The organism is Sulfolobus sp. E5-1-F, from assembly GCF_009601705.1.
Lineage (GTDB): Archaea > Thermoproteota > Thermoprotei_A > Sulfolobales > Sulfolobaceae > Saccharolobus.
The window spans coordinates 45,945-68,396 of sequence record NZ_CP045687.1 but is presented as its reverse complement, the minus strand read 5'-3'; the positions used below and the strand labels follow the sequence as shown (position 1 = coordinate 68,396).

Sequence of the window (22,452 nt, the reverse complement as noted above, 5' to 3'; positions counted from 1 at the left end):
TTACTGATTATCGAGCATCGATTTTAACTTCTCCCACACACTGTCTATATATTGCTCTAAAATCTTTATTTGATCCTCAGTTAATCTCTTAAATCTTCCTTGAATACTTAGAAAGTCCCTTACAGGTCTTCTAGTTCTTTTGTCAAGGCAATGTAGACTTTCTGGACTAATATTTAATTTTCCATTATAGTATTCAAAGAGGGGCCAATAACAAGTCTGTACTGCTAATTTTGCCACTTCTGCAGTTTTTGAAGGATCGAATAACCAACCGTAAGGATCTGGAGTTAGGACGTGAACGTATCTGAAACCTTCAACTTGCTTAGCTCTTTTCAACTTCTCTATATAATCATGTGGATATCCTACAGATGCAGTAGCTACATAAGGTACGTTATGTGCTATCATCAATAATGGCAAATTTTTCTTATTTTCCTTTTTTCCTTCTGGAGTTGTAGTAGTTATAGCTCCAAAGGGAGTCGATCCACTTCTCTGCCCTCCACTATTCATATATGCCTCGTTGTCCACAGTAAGGTAGAGTATATTATCATTTCTCTCAGCAGCGCCACTTAGGGATGCGAATCCTATATCAGCACTTCCTCCATCTCCAGCCCAAACCACTACAGTGGCGTTTTTACCTCTTTGTTTATACGCCCTAGCCAAACCAGCTGCTGTAGCTGGGCCAGCTGCAAAAGCAACGTTAACTGTAGGGAAGTTGTAAGCGTTATAAGGCGCATTTCCTTGTATTACCGAGGAACATCCAGCAACTACTACTAGAACTACATCTTTACCTAATCCCATTCCTAGCATTCTCATTGCCATATTTTCTGGACAGCCAGGGCAAGCTGAAGTCCCTGATAAGATACCATTATGCTTATTCAATATCTCTCGGAGTCCTAAGCTCAATTTTCCCTACCTCCTTTGGATAATACCAAATTACGTCATCCTTTAGGCCTTCTACAAACTTGTTAAATATATATACGAGATCGCTTTTGTTAACTGTAACACCACCCAATCCACTTACTACACCTTTTATTTGTGGTACAACATCCGAGATTGTAGACTTTATTTCAACATAAAGCGGACCTCCACCTCTGCCAAAGCTCGTACTCCTATCTAACGCTAGGACCGCCTTTTTATCCTTTAGTGCACTTCTTATCTCTTTCTCACTCCAAGGTCTAAGATACCTTATTCTTAACATGCCTATTTTTATCCCCTTCTCCCTTAATGTGTCCACAGCCTCCATTGCGTCCCCTGCCCAAGCTCCCATTAAAACTACTGCGTAATCAGCATCTTCTAGTTTATACGATACGTTTAGAGTGGAATAATCTCCCAGTGGATTAATTTTCTTATTGTATTCTCTTCCTATTTCCTTTATTACATCCTCTGAATTTCTTAGCGCTGAATCTATTGATTCTCTAAGTCTCATATAACCCTCAGGAGGAAATATATTACCCATTCCTATTGGATCTTCTGGATCTATCACATACGGTTGCCTTCTTGGAGGTAAGAAGTCATCTACTTGATCTTGATCGGGTATTAGTACGTTAGTCTTAGTATGGGAAAGGATAAATCCATCCATACCGACCATCATTGGCAAGAATACTCTCTCATCCTCTGAAATCCTAAATGCTTGCAAGGTTAAATCTAACGCTTCTTGTGGATTAGATGCAAATGCCATTATCCATCCACTATCCCTCTCACTTGTAAAGTCAGTATGTTCATTCCAAATGTTCCAAGGAGCACCTACAGCTCTAGTACCTACAACCATTACAACTGGTACTCTACTTCCAGCTACCCACCATACCATTTCATGCATGTAAAGGAGGCCTTGTGACGCAGTAGCAGTAAAAGCCCTAACGCCACCTAAGGCAGCACCAAATGTTGCTGCCATTGCAGAATGTTCACTTTCAACTCTCAGTATTTCGGTTTCAATCTCACCCTTAGCTCTCATCTCAGCCAATTTCTCAATTATCGTAGTTTGTGGTGTTATTGGGTAAATTCCAGTAACGCCTACTCTAGCTAGTTTCACACCTAATGCTACAGCTTCATTTCCAGAAATAATTTTTCTAATCATTGCTCACTCACCATACTTATAGCCTTAACTGGGCATACATTTGCGCAAACTCCACAGCCTTTACAATACTCATAATCAACTCTTACTTTACCATTACTTGGGATTATAGTAGATTCCGGGCAAAACATAAAACACGCTTTACAGCCTATACATTTATTATAATCAACAACGGGTTTTACTATTCTCCATGCTCCAGTTTTTCCTCCAGCACCTTTATTGGGTCTAGTTACTGGAAAGTATTGATACTCAAGCAGTGACATACTCAACACCAACTTGTTCATAGGCTAATCTTGCACCTTTTATGTTAAGTTCAGCTATTTTGCCTTCAAATTCTTCTTCTATTGCTTGCTCAAGTGAAGACAATTTAGGTATACCCATTACCTTTATTAAAGCTCCTAAGATGATCACGTTCACCATTGGCCATCCCGACTTTACTAGGCCTAAATCTGTTGCAATTTTGGTTGCATTAACGTGAAAAGTTTTCCAGTTAAGATCTGGCTTGAAAGGTGAATTTAACACTATTGAGGAAGTAGCTTTTAGTCCTCTGAATAAATTCTTTGATATTCGGAGAAGGGAATTATCTATTACTACCAAGTAATCTGGTTCTTCTACCGGGGAAGTCACTCTGATTGGGCTATCGGATATTCTACAATACGCCTCTATTTCTGCACCTCTCCTTTCTGCTCCATAAATGGGAAAAGAAGAAGTATAAAGGTTTTCATATCCTGCAGCTTCAGCTAATAATTGAGAAGCCGTTACAACACCTTGCCCACCTCTACCGTGGAACCTTATTTCGAGCAATAAATGACCACCTATTAGAACTGTATACTCTTCATCATTTAAAAAACTAACTATGAAAAATGTTTAAACTTTAGGCAAGCCATAATATATAACTTTTTCATAAAATTCTTTCCTATGTATGGTTTCAGAAACAATATTCATAATTTCACCTATAATGATAATTTCAGGTATCAAGAGAGAAATTAACGAGATGACAATCGAAGCAATGTTAAGGCTCATTCTAACTTTAGACCTTGTGTGATTAGAGATTATTTCTATGGCTAATATTATCACTAATGGAATAATAGTTATTAGGTTGTGAGTTAAAAAGTACACAATTGGTAAAGACATTGTAAAGATACTTCCAATGAAGGAAACTGGCGTATCAGCCTTATACCATGATGGTCTACTTTTCAACATATAAATCATAATACTGGAGATAACTCCAGCGGTTATGAATACTATTGCAGGATAATAAAATATAGGTTTGGCTATGCTTAAAATATAGAATAGTATAGATAACGATGAAAATAATACTTCTCTACTTAACCAAGAAGTCCTCAGGTTATAAATAACTCTGTAAAACCTATCGGTTCTCCTAGCGTGATTTACGGACAATAGTAAGGAAGCTACTAGTAAGATAACGCTTACAATGCTCCAGAATGGTAATTTAAAGAGAGAATATCCTAACGCGAATTCACTTCCAATCGTAAAAGCTAATAGGCCTAAGTAATTCTCCTCCTTTTTAGTATGTAATACATTTGCTTTAAGTCCCTCATTAACTTCTGGCTGTTTTATGACTATCCTTGGTTTAGTTATTTCTGAGGGTGGGAGATAACCCACTTCTGCCTCTCCTTTCTCTATCCAACCAAAAGCTAGTGCTCCAGTGGGGCAAGCCTCAACACAATATGGTATACCCTTTCCCTCTACTAAACGACCATAGCAGAAGTTACATTTAGTCATGATCCCTTCATTATTGAATTTTAAAGCCTCATATGGGCAAGCCCACGTACAGAATCCGCATCCTATACATTTATCATCTCTTATTCTGACTATCCCCATTTCGTTCTTTTCAATCGCATTAGCGGGGCATACTTGCATACACGTTGGATTATCACAATGGTTACAAGCAATCGAAAGCGCTGTTTTATCCTCGCCATATGGCATCACAATTAGGCTTCTCCAGTTAAGGTTACCATAAGCTTTATTGCAAGCATCAACACAAGCGTTACAGATTATGCACTTATTATGATCAAATATAAATCCTAGTTTTCTTTCCATATGTTATTATCTCGTAAAATAGGTTAATAACATTAGCTTTATATCGATATAAATTGATTAAATTTTATGGAAACACCATTTTACAAATACGCACTAATGCGGAATTTCATAAGAGAGGTAATAGAACATAATTCGATTAATGATTTCGTAAAGGAAAAATTGACTAGTGATCCTGAAATGAAGAATAGATTTTGTAATGAAGATGAAGATACTTTGAAACAGCTGATTAGCGAGGTTATTGAATACGTTACTCTGGGTAAAGGGAAGGGAAAAGAAGAGGAAATATTGAATGCAATAACTAGCTCATGTCGTTAATTAATTGTAAGACATACTCTGGAGTTATTGGAATTTCAACTCTATCAATTGGCTTCTTTAATATATCCTCTAAGGCATTAAGGATAGCAGCTGGGGGTACCGTAGCTCCTCCCTCCGCTACACCTTTAGTGCCTAGCGGAGTAAAAGGTGAAGGAGTTATCATATGTTGGATCTCGAATTTAGGCACCTCTTCTGCTGAGGGAATCCAATAATCAGCAAAAGAAGTTTGCTTTGGAATTCCATTTTCATCATATTCAACTTTCTCTAAGAGTGATGCTCCTATCCCCATTGTAGTACCTCCCATTAGTTGTCCATCTACTATCATAGGGTTTATCATATTTCCACAATCGCTCAATACCACGTACTTAAGTATTTTTATAAATCCAGTATCCTTATCGACCTTAATTACCACACCATGTGCGTTAACACCATAGGTTGTAGAGAAATTGACTCTTCTCTTATCATCAGCAACGTTCACATTATATGAGTTGATAGTAACCGAAGCGTCTAATCCTATTTCGTCCCCTATTAAGTACGATCTATTATACACCATATTAACGGCTTCCTTAAAAGTGAACGATTTGCTGCCTACTTTCACTATTCCATTATCTATTTTAACCTCATCCTTTTCTACGTTAAACATTTTAGCTAAGTACTCTCTCATTTTTTCCTTTAATTTGAGGGCAGCAGCGTAAACAGCTGAAATACCAACTACTGAGAATCTACTACCATAAAATCCAGTCCCTGGAGGACCTGCAGTATCACCTAAGATGACTTTTACGTCATCAATAGAAGTACCCAAAGTATCAGCAACTACTTGGGATATACTAGTTTCATGCCCTGTACCCATAGTATTAGTTGAGAGAAATACTGTAATGTCACCTCCGCTATCTATCCTCATATACACTCCTTCATAGTATGGTGTCCTAGGCTTGTTGACAACTAATGTTTGGAAAGCTAATGAAGATCCAGGTTCTAATGCGAAAGCTATACCGACCCCTGTGTACTTATCCTTGTCCTTTACCTCCAGTTGGCTAACAAGTTTCTTTAATGCCTCTCTGTAATTTCCACTATCATATATTGCCCCTGTTATGTGTTCATAAGGAAGTTTGTCAATGAGATTTTTCATTCTTAACTCTATCTCATCAATTCCACTTATTTTAGAAACACTTTTCACGAGATTCTCTAATACTAGTACTGCTGGTGGAATTCCCAGTCCCCTATACGCTCCGGTTGGAGGTTTATTCGTAACCACTCCAGATACTTTAAACTTAAGATATTTCATCTTATATGGTCCAACTAATTGATATATTTGTCTGAGAATTGGTAAGGGTTGATAAGTATGTAAATATGCTCCAAAATCCTCTACTAGGTCAACTACCATTCCTATCAACTCATCTCCTCTATATAATATCTTAGCAGTGTAATGTCTATCCGGTCCGTGGATTGCAGAGGTTATATGTTCATACCGGGTCTCTATATATTTTACCGGCCTTCCAGTTATTATAGAAGCTAATGCGGTCATAGCTAAAGGTTTTAGGAAGATTTTTCCGCCAAATCCTCCTCCAGAGTCTGGGACAATTATTCTGACCTTAGATCTAGGAATATTGAAGATAATACTCAAGGCCGTCTTAAAGACTTGTGGAACTTGCGTGTTTGCATATATTGTTAAGTTTCCGCTTATCTTATCATAATCGGCAACTACTCCATTGGTTTCAAGAGGCGCCGGTAAAACTCTATTATATCTAAACGTCTTCTTCACGTAGCTATAGTCCTTTGGTTCTTCTCCATATTCGAAAATATCACTATATACGATGTTAGACTCAAGTTCTTTATGTAAAGTAGGTGAGTTAGGATCCATTGCCTTAAATGGATCAGTTATCGGCTCTCTAGGCTCATAATCTACATCGATTAGTTCTAACGCATCATAAACCTCATATCTATCCTTACCTAATACTAATGCTATTGGTTCTCCAAAATACTTTGCCTCCTCTTTAGCTAAAATATATTCCTTGGGTACTTTTTTAGGATCAGGCACGAAAAAATTAGGTAATGACGAAAATTCCTTTGTATCTTCAAATGTTATTACGTTGAAACCTCTTTCCTCAGCTCTCTTAGGATCAATCTTGAATTTTGCCCAGGAATAATTCGACCTTAATACTGCCATGTATAACATATTAGGTAAGTAGATGTCGTCAATATATCTACCTCTTCCAGTTAAAAATCGTAGATCTTCGACTCTCTTAACTGGACTACCAATATACAAGGTCACACCTTATAACCAATGAATTTGTTGTAGAGGAATCTCGCTGCACTTATCCTCTGAATATCGTTTGTCCCCTCATATGTTTTCATAATTTGTAAATCCCTTAACATTCTCTCCAGTCCAGTCGAGGTGGTAACACCATAACCACCATATACGCTCATGGCCCTTAATATGATTCTTTCAGCAGATTCGGTAGATATGAATTTCGCTAATGACGCGGCTATTACATATTCGTTTTCTTTACCATTCTTAAACAGCGTCCCTGCCCAATACGTTATTAATCTAGCTACTTCTAAATCCGCTAACGATTCAGAAACTTTGGTTTGAACCAATTGAAATTCAGCTAGTTTCTTTTCGAATGCAGTTCTTTGAAGTGAATAATTTATCATTTTCTCCAATGCAGCTTGCCCAATTCCTAAGGCTTGTGAAGCTACTATTGTCCTAGCGAAATCAAAAGAACTTACTGCATATTTAAATCCACTACCTTCTTCTCCCAGTAGATTTTCAGAGGGTACTTTCACGTCTTCAAGCACGATTTCAGCAGTATGAGAGGACTTTAACCCAGTAGTCTCTATTCTGCTTACTGGTTTTACAGCGTCTTTCTCTACAACAAACATTGATATACCTTTCCATCTAGCCTTGGAATCTGGAGGTGATGTCCTAACTGCAATTAAGTAATAATCAGCGATGTCGCCATTAGTTATGAAAATCTTTCTTCCATTTATTACGTATTCCCCATCTAGTTTCTTTGCCGTTGACTTTATACCAGCCACGTCTGAACCAGCAACTGGTTCAGTAACAGCAAATGCAGCTACTTTATCACCATTAGCTACTGGTGTAACATATTTTTTCTTTAATTCTTCGCTTCCAAATCTAGATAATGCATAAATGAACATCCAATTTATTAACAAAAATGTGCTAAATGAAGGCCAAATTCTAGCTAATTCCTCTGTTGCCGTAAGTAACGATAAATAATCTGCTCCTTGTCCTCCTAAATCCTGGCTTGCAAATAAGCCATATAGACCTATTTCCTTAGCCTTTCGCTTAGCCTCTAAAGGGATATCTAATTCTTTTTCACCTTTCTCAACATACTTTGCCAGTACATTTTCAGCAAAATCTCTAACTGCACTTCTTAACAACTCATGATCTTGGGTTATTTCTACTTTAAAATCCTCTAGCGACTTAAAAGGAAATACCATAAAAATAAAATAGGTTTTATCATTATTATTTTTTCCCTAGCTTACTCACCATAGCTTTACAGAACTCAACTGCATTCCCTACAACCAAGTAGTCTGCGTTTTCAAGTATCGGTGCATTCTTATCAGTATTAACGGCAACTATAATTTTCGAATCCCTTATACCAGCTATATGCTGAGGCTGACCAGATATTCCCAAGGCTATATATAATTTGGGTCTGATTCTTAAACCAGATAAACCTATTTGCCTATCCTCTGGAACCCAGTTAAGCTCAGCAGCTACCGGCCTGCTCCCACCTACTGCACCACCTAATGCGTTCGCTAATTCCTCAGCGTATTTTACATTTTCTTTAGATCCAATTCCTCTTCCAACACCAACTACAATATCTGCGGTAGCTAAATTAACTCCGGAGGAAGTGGATTTCCTACCGATAATTTTAACTCTACCCTCTTTCAATTGAACCTTCTCTACGCTAGGCTGAAGTTCCTTAGGTTGTAATTGTGTATTTGCAACAGTTATAACAATTGGAAGTTCACTCTCTAGAGTAACTAGCCCCATTCCACTATACGCTACCCTATTTAACGTAATCTTATTCTCTTCAACCTTTAGTGAGACTACGTCAGTAACTATAGGTAACTTTAACCTTCCCGCTACTCTTCCAGCTATTGCTCTATCCCTTCTAACATTTCCAGTTAGTATTACGTCCGGAGAAAGTGAAGATATCAAATCTACAATACCATCTTCATCAATTTTATCAACGACATATAGTTTATTTACAAACTTAACGTTCTCGTTATTAGATATTCCTATTACTTCTCCTCCGAAACTTTGAGCAACAGCTGAAGCCATTTTAAAGAATACTGGACTTTCCGAGAACACTACAGCTTTCATATTAGATCACCCCGTCAGACTTTAAATATTCAATTAATTTATCAACCGCTTTATTTATGTCGCTTTCCTCAATAACTATTCTCTTTCTATTTACAATCATTGGCTTAATTTCCTTTATTCTAACCTTAGACTGTGCATCAAATTTAACTTCCTTAACTGGCTTCTTAGAGGATTCCATGATTTGTTTAACGCTTGGAATTCTAGGAGTATTTATTTCACCACCAACACTTACAACTAAAGGTAGGCTTGCTTCAACAGTCTCAATGTAACTTACCATTCCCCTATCCGCTGTGACCTTATTTCCTTCAATTTTTAGTGATTTTACGTTAGAAATGTAAGGCAAACCAAGAAGCTCTGAAACGTAAGCTGGTAAGGCGGAAGTTCCACTATCAGTCGTCATTTCTGAAAATAATACTATATCAGGATTTAGGTTTTTCACATTTTCAGCTATAGCCATAGCAGTAACGTAGACGTCTGGGTCTTTAACTAAGATAGTTATTACCTCATCCACTCCCATAGCTAAAGCTTCCCTAATACTTTTTCTATCGTTATTACCTACTGTGATCCCCATAACCTTACCCCCAAATTTCTCTTTTAACCTTACGGCCTCTTCAATCGCGTTCTTGTCATACGTGCTTACCTTCAATGGAGCATCGATGTTTAGTTTATCCCCCACAACCTTAATCATTTGATCGTCGGGAACTATCTTAAAGCCAACAACAATATTCATATTTTATTCTTCAGATTGACTATTTATAAAACTAGTCACAATTTCTAATATTTTAAGCAAAACTTTTTAGCGTTAAAAAGAAAGATTATGTGATATCATGTTCTTGCTTCCAATAATAATCACTGTCACTATGCTTCTAGTGATGTTTTACGTAATTTACGAAGTAGAAAAGTGGAGATCAACAAGGAGAGTGCTATTAGCACTGTACGTTGAAGGAATGATGCTAACAATGAACATAGGTGCATATTTATATCTAATCAATAATAATCCGTTCTACTTTCTAATAACTAACTCTGCATACATGATTTTCGGATTATATGCACTACTTAACGTGAAGGAAGTTAAAAGGAGACAAGTAGTATTCGGTGTTTTTACGCTAATTATGGTAATTTCTGAAATGGCAATGGGGGCACTTATTTACACTTTACAAATCTCAATTCCGGCTAATATAGATACGTCTGTTGGCAACTTATACTTCGTGAGCGTAATGATAATAGAAATGGCGTTTACACTAATTCTCTCTTTCAGAAATCTGGATAAAACGTTGAGGAACTATTTAATTGGTTTATTACTCCTAATGCCTTGGTTTCCCCAAGTATTTCCTTCAGTAAATTTACCAATATGGCTCTCCGCCATCATAATGATTGGGGATACAATACTAATTTATGATTCTCTATACACACAGAGACTAAGAGCTTCCCAAGAAACCTTTACAGCAATTGAATTAACCTCTATTTTCACACTGATGATGATAGGGGAGTTTGTCTTCTTTCTCTATAATACCTTACTAGTTTTCGATATATCTATGATAATAGGAATGATGTGGTTCGTTTACAGAGCATTGGCTGGACCAAACCCAAGAAAAGGGAATTACGCTAGAAATCCTCTATTGGCGTTTACAATAATTTTCCTCACATTCATTATGGAATTCTTCATGGGAGGGGTACTGGATTTCGTTGAAGGAGTTTTTTCTCCTAGGGTTTCTGGGTTTTTAAGTAGTCTGACACTACCGTGGCAACCTTTTACAAATCCAATAAATGTATTATGGGATTTCATAGATATAGTTGGATCGGTTCTAGGTTCAATTTGGTTTTTGATAATGATGGGAATAGAGATGGGATTCTTAGCGTTTAAGAAAATGTTAGAAATGAGAGTTAAGGAAGTAAAGGTTAGAATGGGTTTAATGATCCTAGCTTATGCGTTATATACTATCTACATTCCGATGTTCAGCCCCCTTTCAGACCATTTACCCTACATACCATATATGTGGTCAATGGGTATAGGAACTTTGGGAGGAGTTTCAAATTCCGTACTCTTAGGGCTTATAGGAACTTATGTGATTTACGCAGTTCTCTCTTTCTTATTTGGGTCTAGAAATTTATGTGCCATAACCTGCACTGCCCCCCTAATGTATCAAGGTACTTTTTATGATTCACTCAAGGTTTATAATAGAACCTCGAAGGTAGGGAGGAAGCTAATGACGTCAAGAAGACCAGATTGGGTTAAAGTGATAACACTCAGTGTTTCGATAGTAGTATTAATAGCTGCAATTATATCCTACCTTAATTCCTTAGGTATAATTAGTTTTACAATATTTAGTACTGATATTACGTTTCTAATTTATTTCGTATGGTTCGATGTAATTTGGTATCTCTTATTTATTTCTATACCATTCCTAGGTACATTCGCATGTGTTACTACTGGATATTGTTATTGGGGTGTTTTTAATCAGGCCGTTAGTAGTGTAGGTTTATTTAGGCTAAAAGTTAAGGATCCGATGATCTGCGTCAACTGCAAGACAGTCGACTGTGCATTTGCTTGTCCAGTTGGAATTACAGATATGAGAGGATGGTTTATAAAGAAAGGTGAGTTTAAGTCATTTAAGTGCGTTGGAATAGGTGAATGTGTTAACGCATGCCCATACGACAACATTTATTTTTACGATGTAAGGCAGTGGATAAAGGAGAGATTTAAACACTAAGAACATTTTTTATTCATACTTAACTTATTTACAGACTATCAAAAGATAACTTTTTATTATATAAAGTATAAAAGAGATATAGTATGCCGTTAAAGATATATGATACAATAATAGTTGGAGCAGGAATTGCTGGGTTAAGTGCAGCATTATACTCTTCTAGACAAAAACTATCAACGCTAGTACTTTCAAAAGATCTTGGAGGCCAATTAACATTAACAGATTTAATAGAAAACTATCCCGGAGTGGAATCAACTGGAGGATTGAGCTTAGCACAAAAAATTGAGAAGCAAGCTAAGAAGTTTGGAGCAGAATTCATTTATGGAGAAGAAGTTAAGGAGATTATACAAGAGTCTGATTTATTCATAATAAAGGGAATTAAAGGTGAATATGCTGGAAGGACTGTAATTTTAGCTTTTGGTAAAACTCCAAGAGAAATTAATGTTCCTGGAGAGCAGGAGTTTAAAGGAAAGGGAGTATCATACTGTGCAATATGTGATGCTGCGTTCTTTAAAGGTAGACCAGCAGCAGTGGTAGGTGAAGGCGAGCCTGGAATAGAAGCTATAGAATTATTGTCAAATTACGCAAACCCAGCATATTATATTACCTCATCTTCTTATCTGGCTGGTGAGGAAGAGATAGTAAAGAATATATTAAATAAGCCTAACGTTAAAATATTTACATCTTCAAAAGTTTTAGAAATAAGAGGCAACAATAAGGTCGAGGAGATTGTGTTAAAGAAGGGGGATGAGATAATACCGTTGAGAGTTGATGGTGTAATAATTGAGATGGGTTATGTCTTGAAAACTGAGTTTCTAAAAGGGTTTATTGAGTTAAATGAAAAAGGCGAGATAGTTATCGATGAGTTAGGAAGAACAAGTAGAGAGGGAATATTTGCAGCGGGAGATGTTACTCAAACTCCATATAAGCAAGCAGTTGTAGCTGCAGCTGAGGGAGTTAAGGCTGCGTTGTCAGCCTATAATTACATTAGAAGTAAGAAAGGTCTCCCACCAGTTAACGTTGATTGGAAAGCTGAAAAGAAGAAGGTTAGCTTTAGGCTCTAACTTTTTATCTTTATCTTTTAAATATTATTGATGCAAACGTATTTTGTTCCTTTAGCTGTAGATCAGAATTATAATGAGTTAAATTTTCATAAACAAATCGCAATCTCTTTGTTGAATTTAGACCTCGAGAAGAAAGAGAAAGTTGCAAGAGCATCAATAATAGGATGGCCATTGCTAATAAAAAAGACTGAACAAGGGTTTTTAGTTTTAGATTGCACTTTAAGAACTTCCTCAAGAATACTAAAGTATATCTACCCAAAATTCAATGATATAGCTTCACAATTTTCTTCAATAAATGATTATGCAACGTTCGTTTCTAGTTTGAAGAAGATAAATTTAGAGCGTGTAAGCTCAAGTGAGATAACGCTAGTTGGTTTACTAAATGTTGAGATTGGTAAGTTACTTAGAGTTGCAAAGACTACTTCAAACATAAATTATCAATTATCCATGCTAGATTCCAAACTTAGTGACCATGATGTAAAGGTAATTAATGATACTTTGATTAACCTAAAGGCTGAAGCTTCATCTACAATAACATCGTTAGAAAACCTATTAAAAGAGGTCGATGATGCTAGATTGAGGATAAAAAGGGAATACGCTGGGAAACTAGATGAGATTAATAAAAAATATAATGAGTTAATTGAAAACAAGAAAAAAGAGATCGATAACGAGATTCAGAAAGTCTATAACGAGATATATAATGAAACAAATAATGAGATTAATTCCAAAGTCTCCAGACTCACCGATACAACAACTAGACACATTATTGCAAGTTTGAAGTATGAAGGGGGAATTGTAGGAAGAGATGAATTTGAAAACTCTAAGAATGAATTTGAAAATCTGTTAAATGAATTAAGACAAGTAAAGGATTCAATTATCGGAAAACACGTGGAGCGGATTAGAAATTTAAGAAAGGAACTAGATTCTTTATATTCAAGTAAAAATTCTGAGATAGAGAACATAAACAAAGCAATTAAGGATCTTGATAATATAACCAATGATTTTAAGAATAGGGCTAGTAAGGTCAAGGAAGATATTGAGAACTTCATTAAGTATTTGGAATCATTTTATAATACTAGTCTTGATTTAGTTGAGGATATCACTTTAGTCGTACCATTCCTAATAGCTAAAACAACTACTGGAAACACTCTAGTAGTGCAGCCTCAAGTTTATAAGGGAAGGGCTAAGGGTATTCTAGGGAAGGTTTTCAAGAAGTCAGATCTATCTGAGCCATTGATTGATCTTCAAATATTTAGTGAGTATCTAAAAACTATTGATATTACTGATAATGTTAAGATACATTCTATGCAAATAAACAGCGCATTTAAGGAAATCAAGGATGAAGGATGGAAGAGTATTGATTCATTAGAGGAGCTCTACACTTGACGTGGTGGCTGATAGACGCGTCTCATTACAAAGAAGTAATAAAATATTATCAACAACGTTATGTAGATGGCAAGATCTATATAGTAAGGTAGGGGAATAAGATAAACCACTATTAACAATAGTGGAATAAAATAAATTAGTCCCCTATATTTCGAAATCCTCGAACTTCTGTATCTAGGATATGGCATTGCGTTAGAGAAATTCGAAAGTAGTAATAAGTAGATTATGATGATATATGGATCATATGCGTCATTTAGATATCCCTCTAAACCATCTTGAATTCTCTTTATTTCTCCGACTTCGGTATTCGCGCTAGTGAAGATTTTTACGCTATTCTCATATCCTCTCATGAATGCAACTAACTGCGGTCTACTCACAATGAAGTTAAACATACTATATTGTAGATTGAAATTTTTAATTTCACCAATTTTAGAATTATATTGGTAAACATCATAACTATTAAACCCTTTTCGTTTTAGCAACAAATTATAGCTACCCTCAACAATGATTTGATTTCTTTCAACCTTTACGCTACACAACGTTAAACCTTCTGAGCTTATAGTACCATTAGAATATCTAAATATCATTAAAGTCTACTAGATATACCAGAATATTAGCTTTCTTCTCTTCTTTGCATAATTTAGGGCGTATTTTCTAGACAATAAATACTTTCTACTTTTTAGATAAAAGTAATAACCCCTGTAAACTCTCGGTAACCTAATATGGTAAAGACGAGATCTATAACCCATGTAATAAAATAGCATTTAAGGATAATAAGGATGAGAGTGTTCTCATGCAGTCATCTTATTCGAGAACTATTAGTAAAATTATATCAGACAGTCTCTAATATACTGTACTGTCCTCAAGTAAGTCTCGTTTAAGGGCGTTATCTCCCTTGAGAACACGTGAAGATACATAACGTTCAACAAGGCCAAGCTATATTCCACCATCCTCTGACTCCTATTAACCTTAGTATCCCTAGCTAACCTAGCAAGACCTACACCAAGAATTATGACTCTCCACAATGTAAGTGTACCTCTTGCTCGCCACGCGTTTATCAAGAACTTGATAAACACAGTAGTGATCAGTATAGTTTACCCCACTCCTAGGTAGCCAGCTCAAGAGGAGACGGAAAGTTCCATAACTTCTGTCCCCAGACTCGTAAAAAGGTACCCCATCAGAAAGAGCAGTCCAAATCCAGAGATCCGCTCTAACCTTCCCATGCCTAACACGAAGATAAGTCCAGAACTCGTCAAACACTGTAGACTTGGCCACGAAACTCTTGAGTTGACTCTTCAATATTATTAAGCTCGTGAAGGCCTTAGCTCCGATCCTCTTCACTAGGCTGTAGTTAATGGCTTTCCCTCAACTCTTGATATTGCCCTCATGCTCATCCTGTTCAAGTACTCCTTTAAGATTCTCTCCCTTTGTTTTCTATCCATTCTGTGCTTCAGCGTGTTGTAAAACGTTCTTCCACACACTTTACACTTGTATTTTTCTTTCCCTCTGGATGAGCCGTTCTTGACTACCCTATTCGAGTTACATGATGGACATGTTGACCTTTTCTCCCTTCTCCTCCTTATTCCCACTTTCCTCAAGTAGTGTTGATGGTGGGATTCCTATTTTCGTGATCTGAACTCCCAAGGAGTATGCTGCTAACGCTAGTGCAATCTCCTTTAGCTTGTACTTTCTTTTAAGATTTAAATTTCTTAAAATCAAAAGTATTAGTTGTGCGAGAGCTGCGAGCTGCATGCTATTCGCCCGCTCAAAAAAACTCGCAGTTCTCGCACATAAAGCTTATCAAGCTATTTTGTACATTCTAGTTTCGTCGTTACCTCTAGATTAAGGTGACTAATTATAAAAATTTCTAATCTGATATAATTTTACAATTAAATATCGAATAAGATGACTGCATGAGAACACTCCCAAAAGGATTAGTTAGTATAGTATGTAATACTAATTTTTCCTAAACTAGCCATAAATAATATAAACGTTTTCTCAATAGGTAATAATATGGCTTTAAACGAAAGAAGAATAATAGCACTCATCTTAACTGCGATATTAACTGGTGTAGCAATTGGTGGAGGATTTTTCATATTATCAAGCGTATTTAAGATAATCTCTGGTGATTATCTGCTCTATATTTACGCTGCAATTTGGTTTATAGTTGCAATTATTGTTTCATACTTCATAGGGTCTCTTATAAGGAATAGATTAGGAAATGTGATAGGGTACGATAACGCTGGTAGTGTTTCATTTTTAATTAGACTGATTGGGTATGTCATAGCTTTCGTAGGATTCTTTGTACTAGTGAGAGTAAGTTTAGGTGCTGCATTAGCAGCAGGTGGTTTCGCCGGATTAGTGGTAGGTTTAGCTGCGCAAACTGTACTTGGTAATATATTCGGAGGGATAATGGTAGTAATCTCTAGACCTTATAAGGTAGGAGATAGAGTAACGATATCGACGTGGCAATACGGTCTAATAGCTCCGACTTATCCTCCGAAGTTCTTCTCTAACGATTTCTTGATTCCAGGGTATACCGGTACAGTAACAGACATATCCTTGTTGTATACTACAATATTCACTGATGATCAAGTTCCAGTGAAGATACCAAATAGTATAATAATTCAAGCTGCAATCTTTATTCATGACAGAGAAGAAAGAAGAAAGGTTAGAACTAAGTATGAGGTTTCCAAGGACATAGATCCTGATGTCTTAATAAGCGTTCTTAAGGAAAAGATAAAGAAACTGGATTTCGTAATTGAGGAACCTTCAATTAAAATTCTGGAAACTACGTTAAATACCTACATACTAGGAATCGATACAATCTGCAAAACTATACATGAAGAACCTCCAAGAAGTGAAATATTAAAAATTACTATGAGAACAGTAAGAGAGCTTCAGGCTAAGGCTGCGACTACTAGCGGTAATAATAGATAAAAACTCACGATTTAAGATTTTACCAAATGATTACGATAAGGAATGCAAAACTGTTAGACGGAAGGATCGTAGATATTGGGATAGATGGTGAGAAGATTAATTGTATAGGAGAATGTAAAGGTAATGATGAAGTAATAGACGCTGAAAAGAAACTAGTAATACCACCGTACTTTAACATGCACTTCCATTTGGACAGTGCTTTTACCAGGGCTGTGAACAAAAGTGGTACATTGTGGGAAGGAATAAGGATTTGGCAAGATATAAGGAATAAAATAGGTGAAGAAGAAATAATTCGAAATGCGCTAACTGCAGTAAAGCTATTTGTAGCATATGGTACACTTTGGATAAGAACACACGTTGATATTACTGAAAGATCATTCAAATTATTAAATGCAATTAAAAGGGTTAGGGAGGAAAGTAGTGAAATAGCAGATATTCAGATTACCGCATTTCCTCAAGATGGGATATTTACCGAGAAGGGGAATGACGAACTTCTTAGGAGAGCTTTAGATAATGGTGCAGATAATGTTGGGTTAATTCCTCATAACGAGATTACCAGAGAGGATGGGTTTAGGTCTATTAAGTTTGCGTTTGAATTAGCTAGAGAGTATAACAAGGATGTTGATGGGCATATCGATGAAACTGATGACCCAAATTCGAGGTATTTGGAAGTTTTGGTAAAGGAGACTATCGAGAATAAATGGGAATGGAGAGTTACTGCTGGCCATGTTACTGCAATGCACAGTTGGGATTCAGCATATAGGTTTAGAATTTTGCCATACGTAGCTAAAGCTGGGATAACTGTTATACCAAATCCTTTAATAAATGTCGTTCTTCAAGGTAGGTTTGATGGGTATCCTAAAAGGAGAGGAATGGCTCCTATTAAGGAGATGTTAAAAGCTAATGTTAATGTAGCCTTGGGTCATGATTGTATTATGGATCCATGGTATCCTTTAGGAATAGGTAATATGTTGCAAGTTCTCTTTATGGCTATCCATTTGGATCAAATGACTGGCTTTGAAGAATTGATTTCATCAATTAATTTAATAACTTTTAATGGAGCTAAGGCATGGAGAATTAAAAATTATGGGATTGAAATTGGAAATGAGGCGAATTTGCTAGTAACTGATGCTGATGACGTTATAGATTTGATTCGTTTCATGTCGCCTCCAAAATTTGTTATAAGGAAAGGAAAGTTGGTAGCTAAGGAGGGTAAGTTCGTTTTGTTTAAAGGTAAATGGGAAAGGGTCAAAGGATGAATTATAATTTTATTAACTTATTTTCATGAACCCAATTTATGGATGTTAGTGTATTTTTGGCTGCACTAGGAATTTCCCTTCTTGAACTAACTGAAGCTGGAGCAATAGCTGCAATATATCATAATATTTACAAAAACAATTTACCCTTTATATACGCGATATTAGGTGTTGCAGTAGTCCTCATACCAACCTTTACCGTAGGTAGGTTAATTTACTTGGTTCCGTTAAATTATATACTTTTGGCATCAGCAGTAATTCTATTCTACTTCGGTTACAGATTAATAAGGAGTGCTAGGAGATCGTTCAAAGGGATTAAAAAGAAAGGAGGAGAAGAAAAAGAAGAAGGATTATCAGTAGTGTTTACAGTTTCAGCAATTGAAGGATTTGAAGCTGCACTAGTAATACTGGCCCTTATACCTCAAAGCTTTTCGTCAGCGTTAATGGGTGCCATATTAGCTTCATTAATAGTAGTGATTCTAACAGCAATACTAAAATCTCAAGTGGCTAAAATTAGATTGCCTCATTTAAAATTTGTTCTTTCAGCATTACTCTTTAGCCTAGGTACCTTATGGATTGGAGAAGTTATTTTAGATACACCAGACCTTATATTACCATTGTTCTTCTTAGTATATTTGGGAATAAATTACGTTATAATAAAGATTTAATTTTATTCCTCTTTTACTAAATAATTCCTTAAGATACCTATCTTACTTATCTCAGCTTCAATTACATCTCCAGGCTTCAAAAATTTGCCCGTAGCTAATCCAACTCCAGGGGGAGTCCCTGTCGATATTACATCTCCAGGCTTTAATGTTATACCGTTTGATAAGTACTCAATTATCTGATCGATCTTGAATATCATGTCCTCAGCGTAGGCATCTTGTCTAACCTCACCGTTAACTTTTAAAGTCAATTTCAATTCGTAAGGGTTTGGGATCTCATCCTTGGTAACTATCCATGGACCCATTGGGGCTCCAGTATCCATACCTTTCCCGTGAACCCACCTCATACCATAAGGCATCTCTGAAGGAAGTTGTTTATCTCTATAACTAATATCATTGAACACTGTATAACCAAATACGTAGTCAAAAGCTTTTTCTTTTCTTATATACTTGCCCTTTTTCCCAATTATAACTGCGAGCTCCACCTCGTAGTCAACCTTATTTGACGCCTTTGGATACAGTATTGGTTGATTATGACCAATTAACGCATTTGAAAACTTAGTAAATATGTAAGGCTCTTTGGGTGGCTCGTTGTTAGTCTCTTTACCATGAGCCTTGTAATTAACAGCTAAGAGAAAAATCTTCTCTGGATTAGTAATTGGTGGGTAATAGAAAATCTTCTCTGGATCATAAGATACTTTGTCCTCATTACCCCTCAAACCTTCTAAAACAGTCTTTATCAGTAGTATTGAACCCTCTCCCCCCTCAATTAAATCCTTAGTATCGTAAAACCAATTCGGGGGTTTAGCACCATACAATAGTTCATAAGCCTTTACAAGGTCAATAACCTTACCGTTATCATAAACGCCAACTCTCTTAAAATCATTAGGAGTTGGAGAGAATAGCAGTATCTTAACCATAAGTAAAATACCTTATTTTAATATAAATAACTATCTTTTCATTAACAATCTAGAAGGTATACTATTAGGACTAACATGAACTCTCAAAACCGTTGGATTCTTAAGAGATAACCCAACTGCTTCTTCTACACTTTTCCTAAGATCCTCCTTACTCTTTACCTCAATTACGTTAACCCCAATTCCCTCCATAACCTTAGTGTAATCAATCTGAAATACATCAGTTGCGAAAGTATTCCCATATCTCATTTTCTGATTTAATCTTAGGAAGTGCTGTACACCATCCTCTACTAATACCATTAAGAAATTTATCTTATATTCAACTGCAGTAATTAATTCATTTAAACACCCTTGAAATCCTAGATCTCCTATAATACTTACTATTTGCCTCTCTGGAGACGCAATTTTAGCTCCTATTCCAGCTGGAATTGCTGATCCCATTGCGTTAAAGATAAGTGAATTAAAGTAAGAATTTGGCCTATATACTTTTATATCCATTGCCATAACCTGATTTGTGCCTGCGTCCGCAATTATAACTCTGTCCTCACTTAACGTTTCATCTAAAACCTTGGCTAAATAGTCATGAGTTATTTCGTTACTATTTCCTATATTGGTTTTTTCATCCACTTTGTAAGCCCATTTAGGCAAATTAACCTTCTCAACTATCTCTTCTAGAAACGCTTCAGCACTAGCTTTTATGGTAACTTCTGCATTAAAGGAAGTATTAAATACATTGACGTCCGGATCCACATGGAGTATTCTTCTCGGCATTCTAATACTCCATCTACCAGTTTCGAGATCGTTAAATGACGTCCCTATGGCTATGAGGCAATCTCCAGGGATTTCACGAAGGTTGAATATCGTTCCAGCATATAAAGGATGATTCTCTGGAATACTCCCTTTTCCTCTAATGGTAGTCAATACTGGAATTCCCAATTTTTCAATGTAGCTTATTATGTTTGATCTGGATGCACCGTAACCTAAAAGTAGAATTGGTTTCGAGCACTCACTTAGGAAATTTAATGCTTCCCTTATTTCCTCTTTTGTAGGGTAAACTAATGTCCTATTGATCTTCTTATTATTAGTTTTTTCATAATCTTCAATATTACTCTTCTCTTCTAGAACGTCAACCGGAACTTCAACATAGACTGGCCCCATCTTGTCCTCAAGAGCAATTCTAAACGCTCTTTCCATTACAGTTATAACGTCTTCTGGAGAATAGATTCTAAAAGAAGCTTTAGTAGCCTGTCTTGCCATTTCAAATTGTAAGTCATAATATCCAGAATCGTGGAGTTGCTTTCTATGCCTATATTTAAATTCTTTATTGAGAGAGATTAGTACAAGTGGTGATCCTTCAGAATAGGCCTCAACTAGACCAGTTAAGGAATTAGTAAAACCCGGACCATTTACCGACATGAAAACTCCAACATTTCCCTTTAGTCTAGCGTAATAATCTGCCATTATAGCTCCTCCGTACTCTAATCTAGGCATGTAATATCTTAACTCTCCCTTACTTACTCTCTTTCTGAGTTCCTCATATAGTGATAAACCATGGGTCCCTGGTATTCCAAATAAATCAGTCACTTGGGAAGAAATTGTATCAATTATAAGCTCAGATGTTGTTTTGCCCACAAATTACTATTATCGTCCTCATAAATTAATCTAATGCTTTACGAATCAAGTAGTTGTAATATTTTTCAGAACTCTTATCCCAATCATAGTTTAAAGACTCTTGATAACTGCTTCTCCATAATTCCTTAATTCTCTTCTCATCCTCTATTAAGCTGTTTATTATCTTGCTTATACTCTCGATATCCTTATACTCTACTATATATCCATTTACACCGTTCTTTATGATTTCTGGCAAAGACCCCTTATTATATGCGATTACTGGGGTTCCGCATGCGTTAGCCTCAACTGTAACCATACTCCAACCCTCTATAAAGGAAGTTACTATTACAATCCAAGCAGACTGGTATAGTCTTATCTTTTCTTCCTCACTAACTCTACCAAGATATTCTCCATTTACACTCTTTATTTTCTCCATTACCTCCTTTTCCAGATCTCCTCCACCTGCCATAATTAATTTAGCCTTAATTCTCTTAGCAACCTCTATAGCATCCAATGGATTCTTGTATTTTTTTAATCTTCCTATCCAAAGAATTACTGGTTCGCTTGCCTTCTTGCCAGGTTTGTAAAAATTATGGTCAATTCCATTACGAATAACCTCTATCCTATCCTCCCTAGCTTTCAATCTCTCCACTAAATCCCTTTTGGTAGTATTAGAAACTGCAATAATGTTCTTATAGTTACTTACACTTCTCTCAGAAAAGGCTACAATCCTAGCCATTATTGGGTTTAGTTCGTATTTCACTACCTCCTGATGAACGTGATGTACTAATGCAATTGCGTTTTTATTTACTAGATAGGAGTAGAATGGTACGGCGTGGGCTACACTGTCAATAACAATCTCATGTTTCCTTGCTTCTACTGGTGCATATAGGTGCAAGGTAAGTGGATTTCCCCTCCTTATTATCCTAATGTCTTCAATCTCTTCTTCACTAGGTAAACCTTTTACTTCTTCAGAAAGCCACGTTATGTTAACTCCTTTCTTTACTAGTCTTCTAGATACCTCGTAAATTACTTGTTCAGCTCCTCCAGCCTTATTGTGTCTTAAGTCCCTATGATTAATTATTAACAAATCCACAATTGGAA

20 protein-coding genes and 1 pseudogene are annotated in these 22,452 nt (G+C 36.2%); 7 read left to right on the top strand and 14 right to left on the bottom strand.

The genetic code is table 11. The features are described from left to right. The 5 genes from porB to GFS03_RS00315 form a co-directional block, all read right to left on the bottom strand. On the bottom strand, positions 1-900 hold the full coding sequence (porB, locus tag GFS03_RS00335; protein ID WP_153421976.1) for a pyruvate synthase subunit PorB: 900 nt from the start codon (positions 898-900) through the stop codon (positions 1-3). After that, positions 869-2,071 carry a transketolase C-terminal domain-containing protein gene (locus GFS03_RS00330; RefSeq protein ID WP_153421975.1) on the bottom strand — a complete coding sequence of 401 codons (1,203 nt, stop codon included), beginning with the start codon at positions 2,069-2,071 and terminating at the stop codon, positions 869-871. The genes porB and GFS03_RS00330 overlap by 32 nt, the downstream gene beginning before the upstream one ends. Next, positions 2,068-2,331, bottom strand: coding sequence for a 4Fe-4S binding protein (locus GFS03_RS00325; protein ID WP_153421974.1), 264 nt, complete (start codon positions 2,329-2,331; stop codon positions 2,068-2,070). The genes GFS03_RS00330 and GFS03_RS00325 overlap by 4 nt, the downstream gene beginning before the upstream one ends. Continuing rightward, positions 2,318-2,872 carry a 2-oxoacid:acceptor oxidoreductase family protein gene (locus GFS03_RS00320; protein ID WP_153421973.1) on the bottom strand — a complete coding sequence of 185 codons (555 nt, stop codon included), beginning with the start codon at positions 2,870-2,872 and terminating at the stop codon, positions 2,318-2,320. The genes GFS03_RS00325 and GFS03_RS00320 overlap by 14 nt, the downstream gene beginning before the upstream one ends. Before the next feature lie 63 nt (positions 2,873-2,935). Then, positions 2,936-4,132, bottom strand: coding sequence for a 4Fe-4S dicluster domain-containing protein (locus GFS03_RS00315; RefSeq protein ID WP_153421972.1), 1,197 nt, complete (start codon positions 4,130-4,132; stop codon positions 2,936-2,938). A gap of 66 nt (positions 4,133-4,198) precedes the next feature. Between GFS03_RS00315 and GFS03_RS00310 the strand changes: the two genes are divergently transcribed. Continuing rightward, the gene (locus tag GFS03_RS00310; RefSeq protein WP_153421971.1) at positions 4,199-4,447 is read left to right on the top strand and encodes a hypothetical protein; all 249 of its coding nucleotides are present in this window, start codon (positions 4,199-4,201) and stop codon (positions 4,445-4,447) included. On the opposite strand, the gene GFS03_RS00305 is transcribed toward GFS03_RS00310, so the two are convergent. Genes GFS03_RS00305 through GFS03_RS00290 form a run of 4 tightly spaced genes read right to left on the bottom strand, consistent with a single transcriptional unit; the run spans position 4,431 to position 9,531 of the window. Continuing rightward, positions 4,431-6,719: a xanthine dehydrogenase family protein molybdopterin-binding subunit gene (locus GFS03_RS00305; RefSeq protein WP_153421970.1), complete on the bottom strand. Its 2,289-nt coding sequence runs from the start codon at positions 6,717-6,719 to the stop codon at positions 4,431-4,433. The two genes, GFS03_RS00310 and GFS03_RS00305, sit on opposite strands and share 17 nt — an antisense overlap. Next, the gene (locus tag GFS03_RS00300; RefSeq protein ID WP_153421969.1) at positions 6,716-7,912 is read right to left on the bottom strand and encodes an acyl-CoA dehydrogenase family protein; all 1,197 of its coding nucleotides are present in this window, start codon (positions 7,910-7,912) and stop codon (positions 6,716-6,718) included. The genes GFS03_RS00305 and GFS03_RS00300 overlap by 4 nt, the downstream gene beginning before the upstream one ends. A gap of 25 nt (positions 7,913-7,937) precedes the next feature. Then, positions 7,938-8,801 carry an electron transfer flavoprotein subunit alpha/FixB family protein gene (locus tag GFS03_RS00295; RefSeq protein WP_153421968.1) on the bottom strand — a complete coding sequence of 288 codons (864 nt, stop codon included), beginning with the start codon at positions 8,799-8,801 and terminating at the stop codon, positions 7,938-7,940. Between the two features lies 1 nt (position 8,802). Then, positions 8,803-9,531 (bottom strand): electron transfer flavoprotein subunit beta/FixA family protein, encoded by a 729-nt coding sequence (locus tag GFS03_RS00290; RefSeq protein WP_153421967.1) that lies wholly within the window; start codon positions 9,529-9,531, stop codon positions 8,803-8,805. A gap of 97 nt (positions 9,532-9,628) precedes the next feature. On the opposite strand from GFS03_RS00290, the gene GFS03_RS00285 reads away from it, so the two are divergent. The 3 genes from GFS03_RS00285 to GFS03_RS00275 all read left to right on the top strand — a co-directional run bounded on the left by GFS03_RS00285 (position 9,629) and on the right by GFS03_RS00275 (position 13,959). After that, complete coding sequence (locus GFS03_RS00285) at positions 9,629-11,512, top strand: 4Fe-4S binding protein (RefSeq protein WP_153421966.1); 1,884 nt, start codon at positions 9,629-9,631, stop codon at positions 11,510-11,512. A gap of 83 nt (positions 11,513-11,595) precedes the next feature. After that, positions 11,596-12,573, top strand: coding sequence for an NAD(P)/FAD-dependent oxidoreductase (locus GFS03_RS00280; RefSeq protein ID WP_153421965.1), 978 nt, complete (start codon positions 11,596-11,598; stop codon positions 12,571-12,573). Between the two features lie 30 nt (positions 12,574-12,603). Then, positions 12,604-13,959 carry a hypothetical protein gene (locus GFS03_RS00275; protein ID WP_153421964.1) on the top strand — a complete coding sequence of 452 codons (1,356 nt, stop codon included), beginning with the start codon at positions 12,604-12,606 and terminating at the stop codon, positions 13,957-13,959. On the opposite strand, the gene GFS03_RS00270 is transcribed toward GFS03_RS00275, so the two are convergent. Together GFS03_RS00270 and GFS03_RS00265 are read right to left on the bottom strand one after the other, a co-directional pair. Next, positions 13,950-14,546 (bottom strand): hypothetical protein, encoded by a 597-nt coding sequence (locus GFS03_RS00270; protein ID WP_153421963.1) that lies wholly within the window; start codon positions 14,544-14,546, stop codon positions 13,950-13,952. The two genes, GFS03_RS00275 and GFS03_RS00270, sit on opposite strands and share 10 nt — an antisense overlap. 240 nt (positions 14,547-14,786) lie before the next feature. Continuing rightward, positions 14,787-15,711 (bottom strand): annotated as a pseudogene (locus tag GFS03_RS00265) (IS1 family transposase). A 261-nt stretch (positions 15,712-15,972) separates the two neighbouring features. Here GFS03_RS00265 and GFS03_RS00260 point away from each other — a divergent pair. Genes GFS03_RS00260 through GFS03_RS00250 form a run of 3 tightly spaced genes read left to right on the top strand, consistent with a single transcriptional unit; the run spans position 15,973 to position 18,823 of the window. Then, the gene (locus GFS03_RS00260; RefSeq protein WP_153421962.1) at positions 15,973-16,899 is read left to right on the top strand and encodes a mechanosensitive ion channel family protein; all 927 of its coding nucleotides are present in this window, start codon (positions 15,973-15,975) and stop codon (positions 16,897-16,899) included. A gap of 26 nt (positions 16,900-16,925) precedes the next feature. Next, positions 16,926-18,158, top strand: a complete 1,233-nt coding sequence (locus GFS03_RS00255) for an amidohydrolase family protein (RefSeq protein WP_153421961.1) — start codon at positions 16,926-16,928, stop codon at positions 18,156-18,158. A 38-nt stretch (positions 18,159-18,196) separates the two neighbouring features. Further along, a complete protein-coding gene (locus tag GFS03_RS00250; protein ID WP_153421960.1) occupies positions 18,197-18,823 on the top strand; it encodes a hypothetical protein in 627 nt (208 codons plus the stop codon). A 2-nt stretch (positions 18,824-18,825) separates the two neighbouring features. Here GFS03_RS00250 and GFS03_RS00245 read toward each other — a convergent pair whose 3' ends face one another. From GFS03_RS00245 to GFS03_RS00235, 3 genes are read right to left on the bottom strand one after another with little or no spacing between them, the layout of a single operon-like run. Then, positions 18,826-19,740, bottom strand: coding sequence for a fumarylacetoacetate hydrolase family protein (locus GFS03_RS00245; protein WP_153421959.1), 915 nt, complete (start codon positions 19,738-19,740; stop codon positions 18,826-18,828). 30 nt (positions 19,741-19,770) lie between these two features. Continuing rightward, complete coding sequence (locus GFS03_RS00240) at positions 19,771-21,369, bottom strand: thiamine pyrophosphate-binding protein (protein WP_153421958.1); 1,599 nt, start codon at positions 21,367-21,369, stop codon at positions 19,771-19,773. Between the two features lie 25 nt (positions 21,370-21,394). Then, the gene (locus GFS03_RS00235; protein ID WP_153421957.1) at positions 21,395-22,444 is read right to left on the bottom strand and encodes a glycosyltransferase family 4 protein; all 1,050 of its coding nucleotides are present in this window, start codon (positions 22,442-22,444) and stop codon (positions 21,395-21,397) included. Positions 22,445-22,452: the final 8 nt, after the last annotated feature.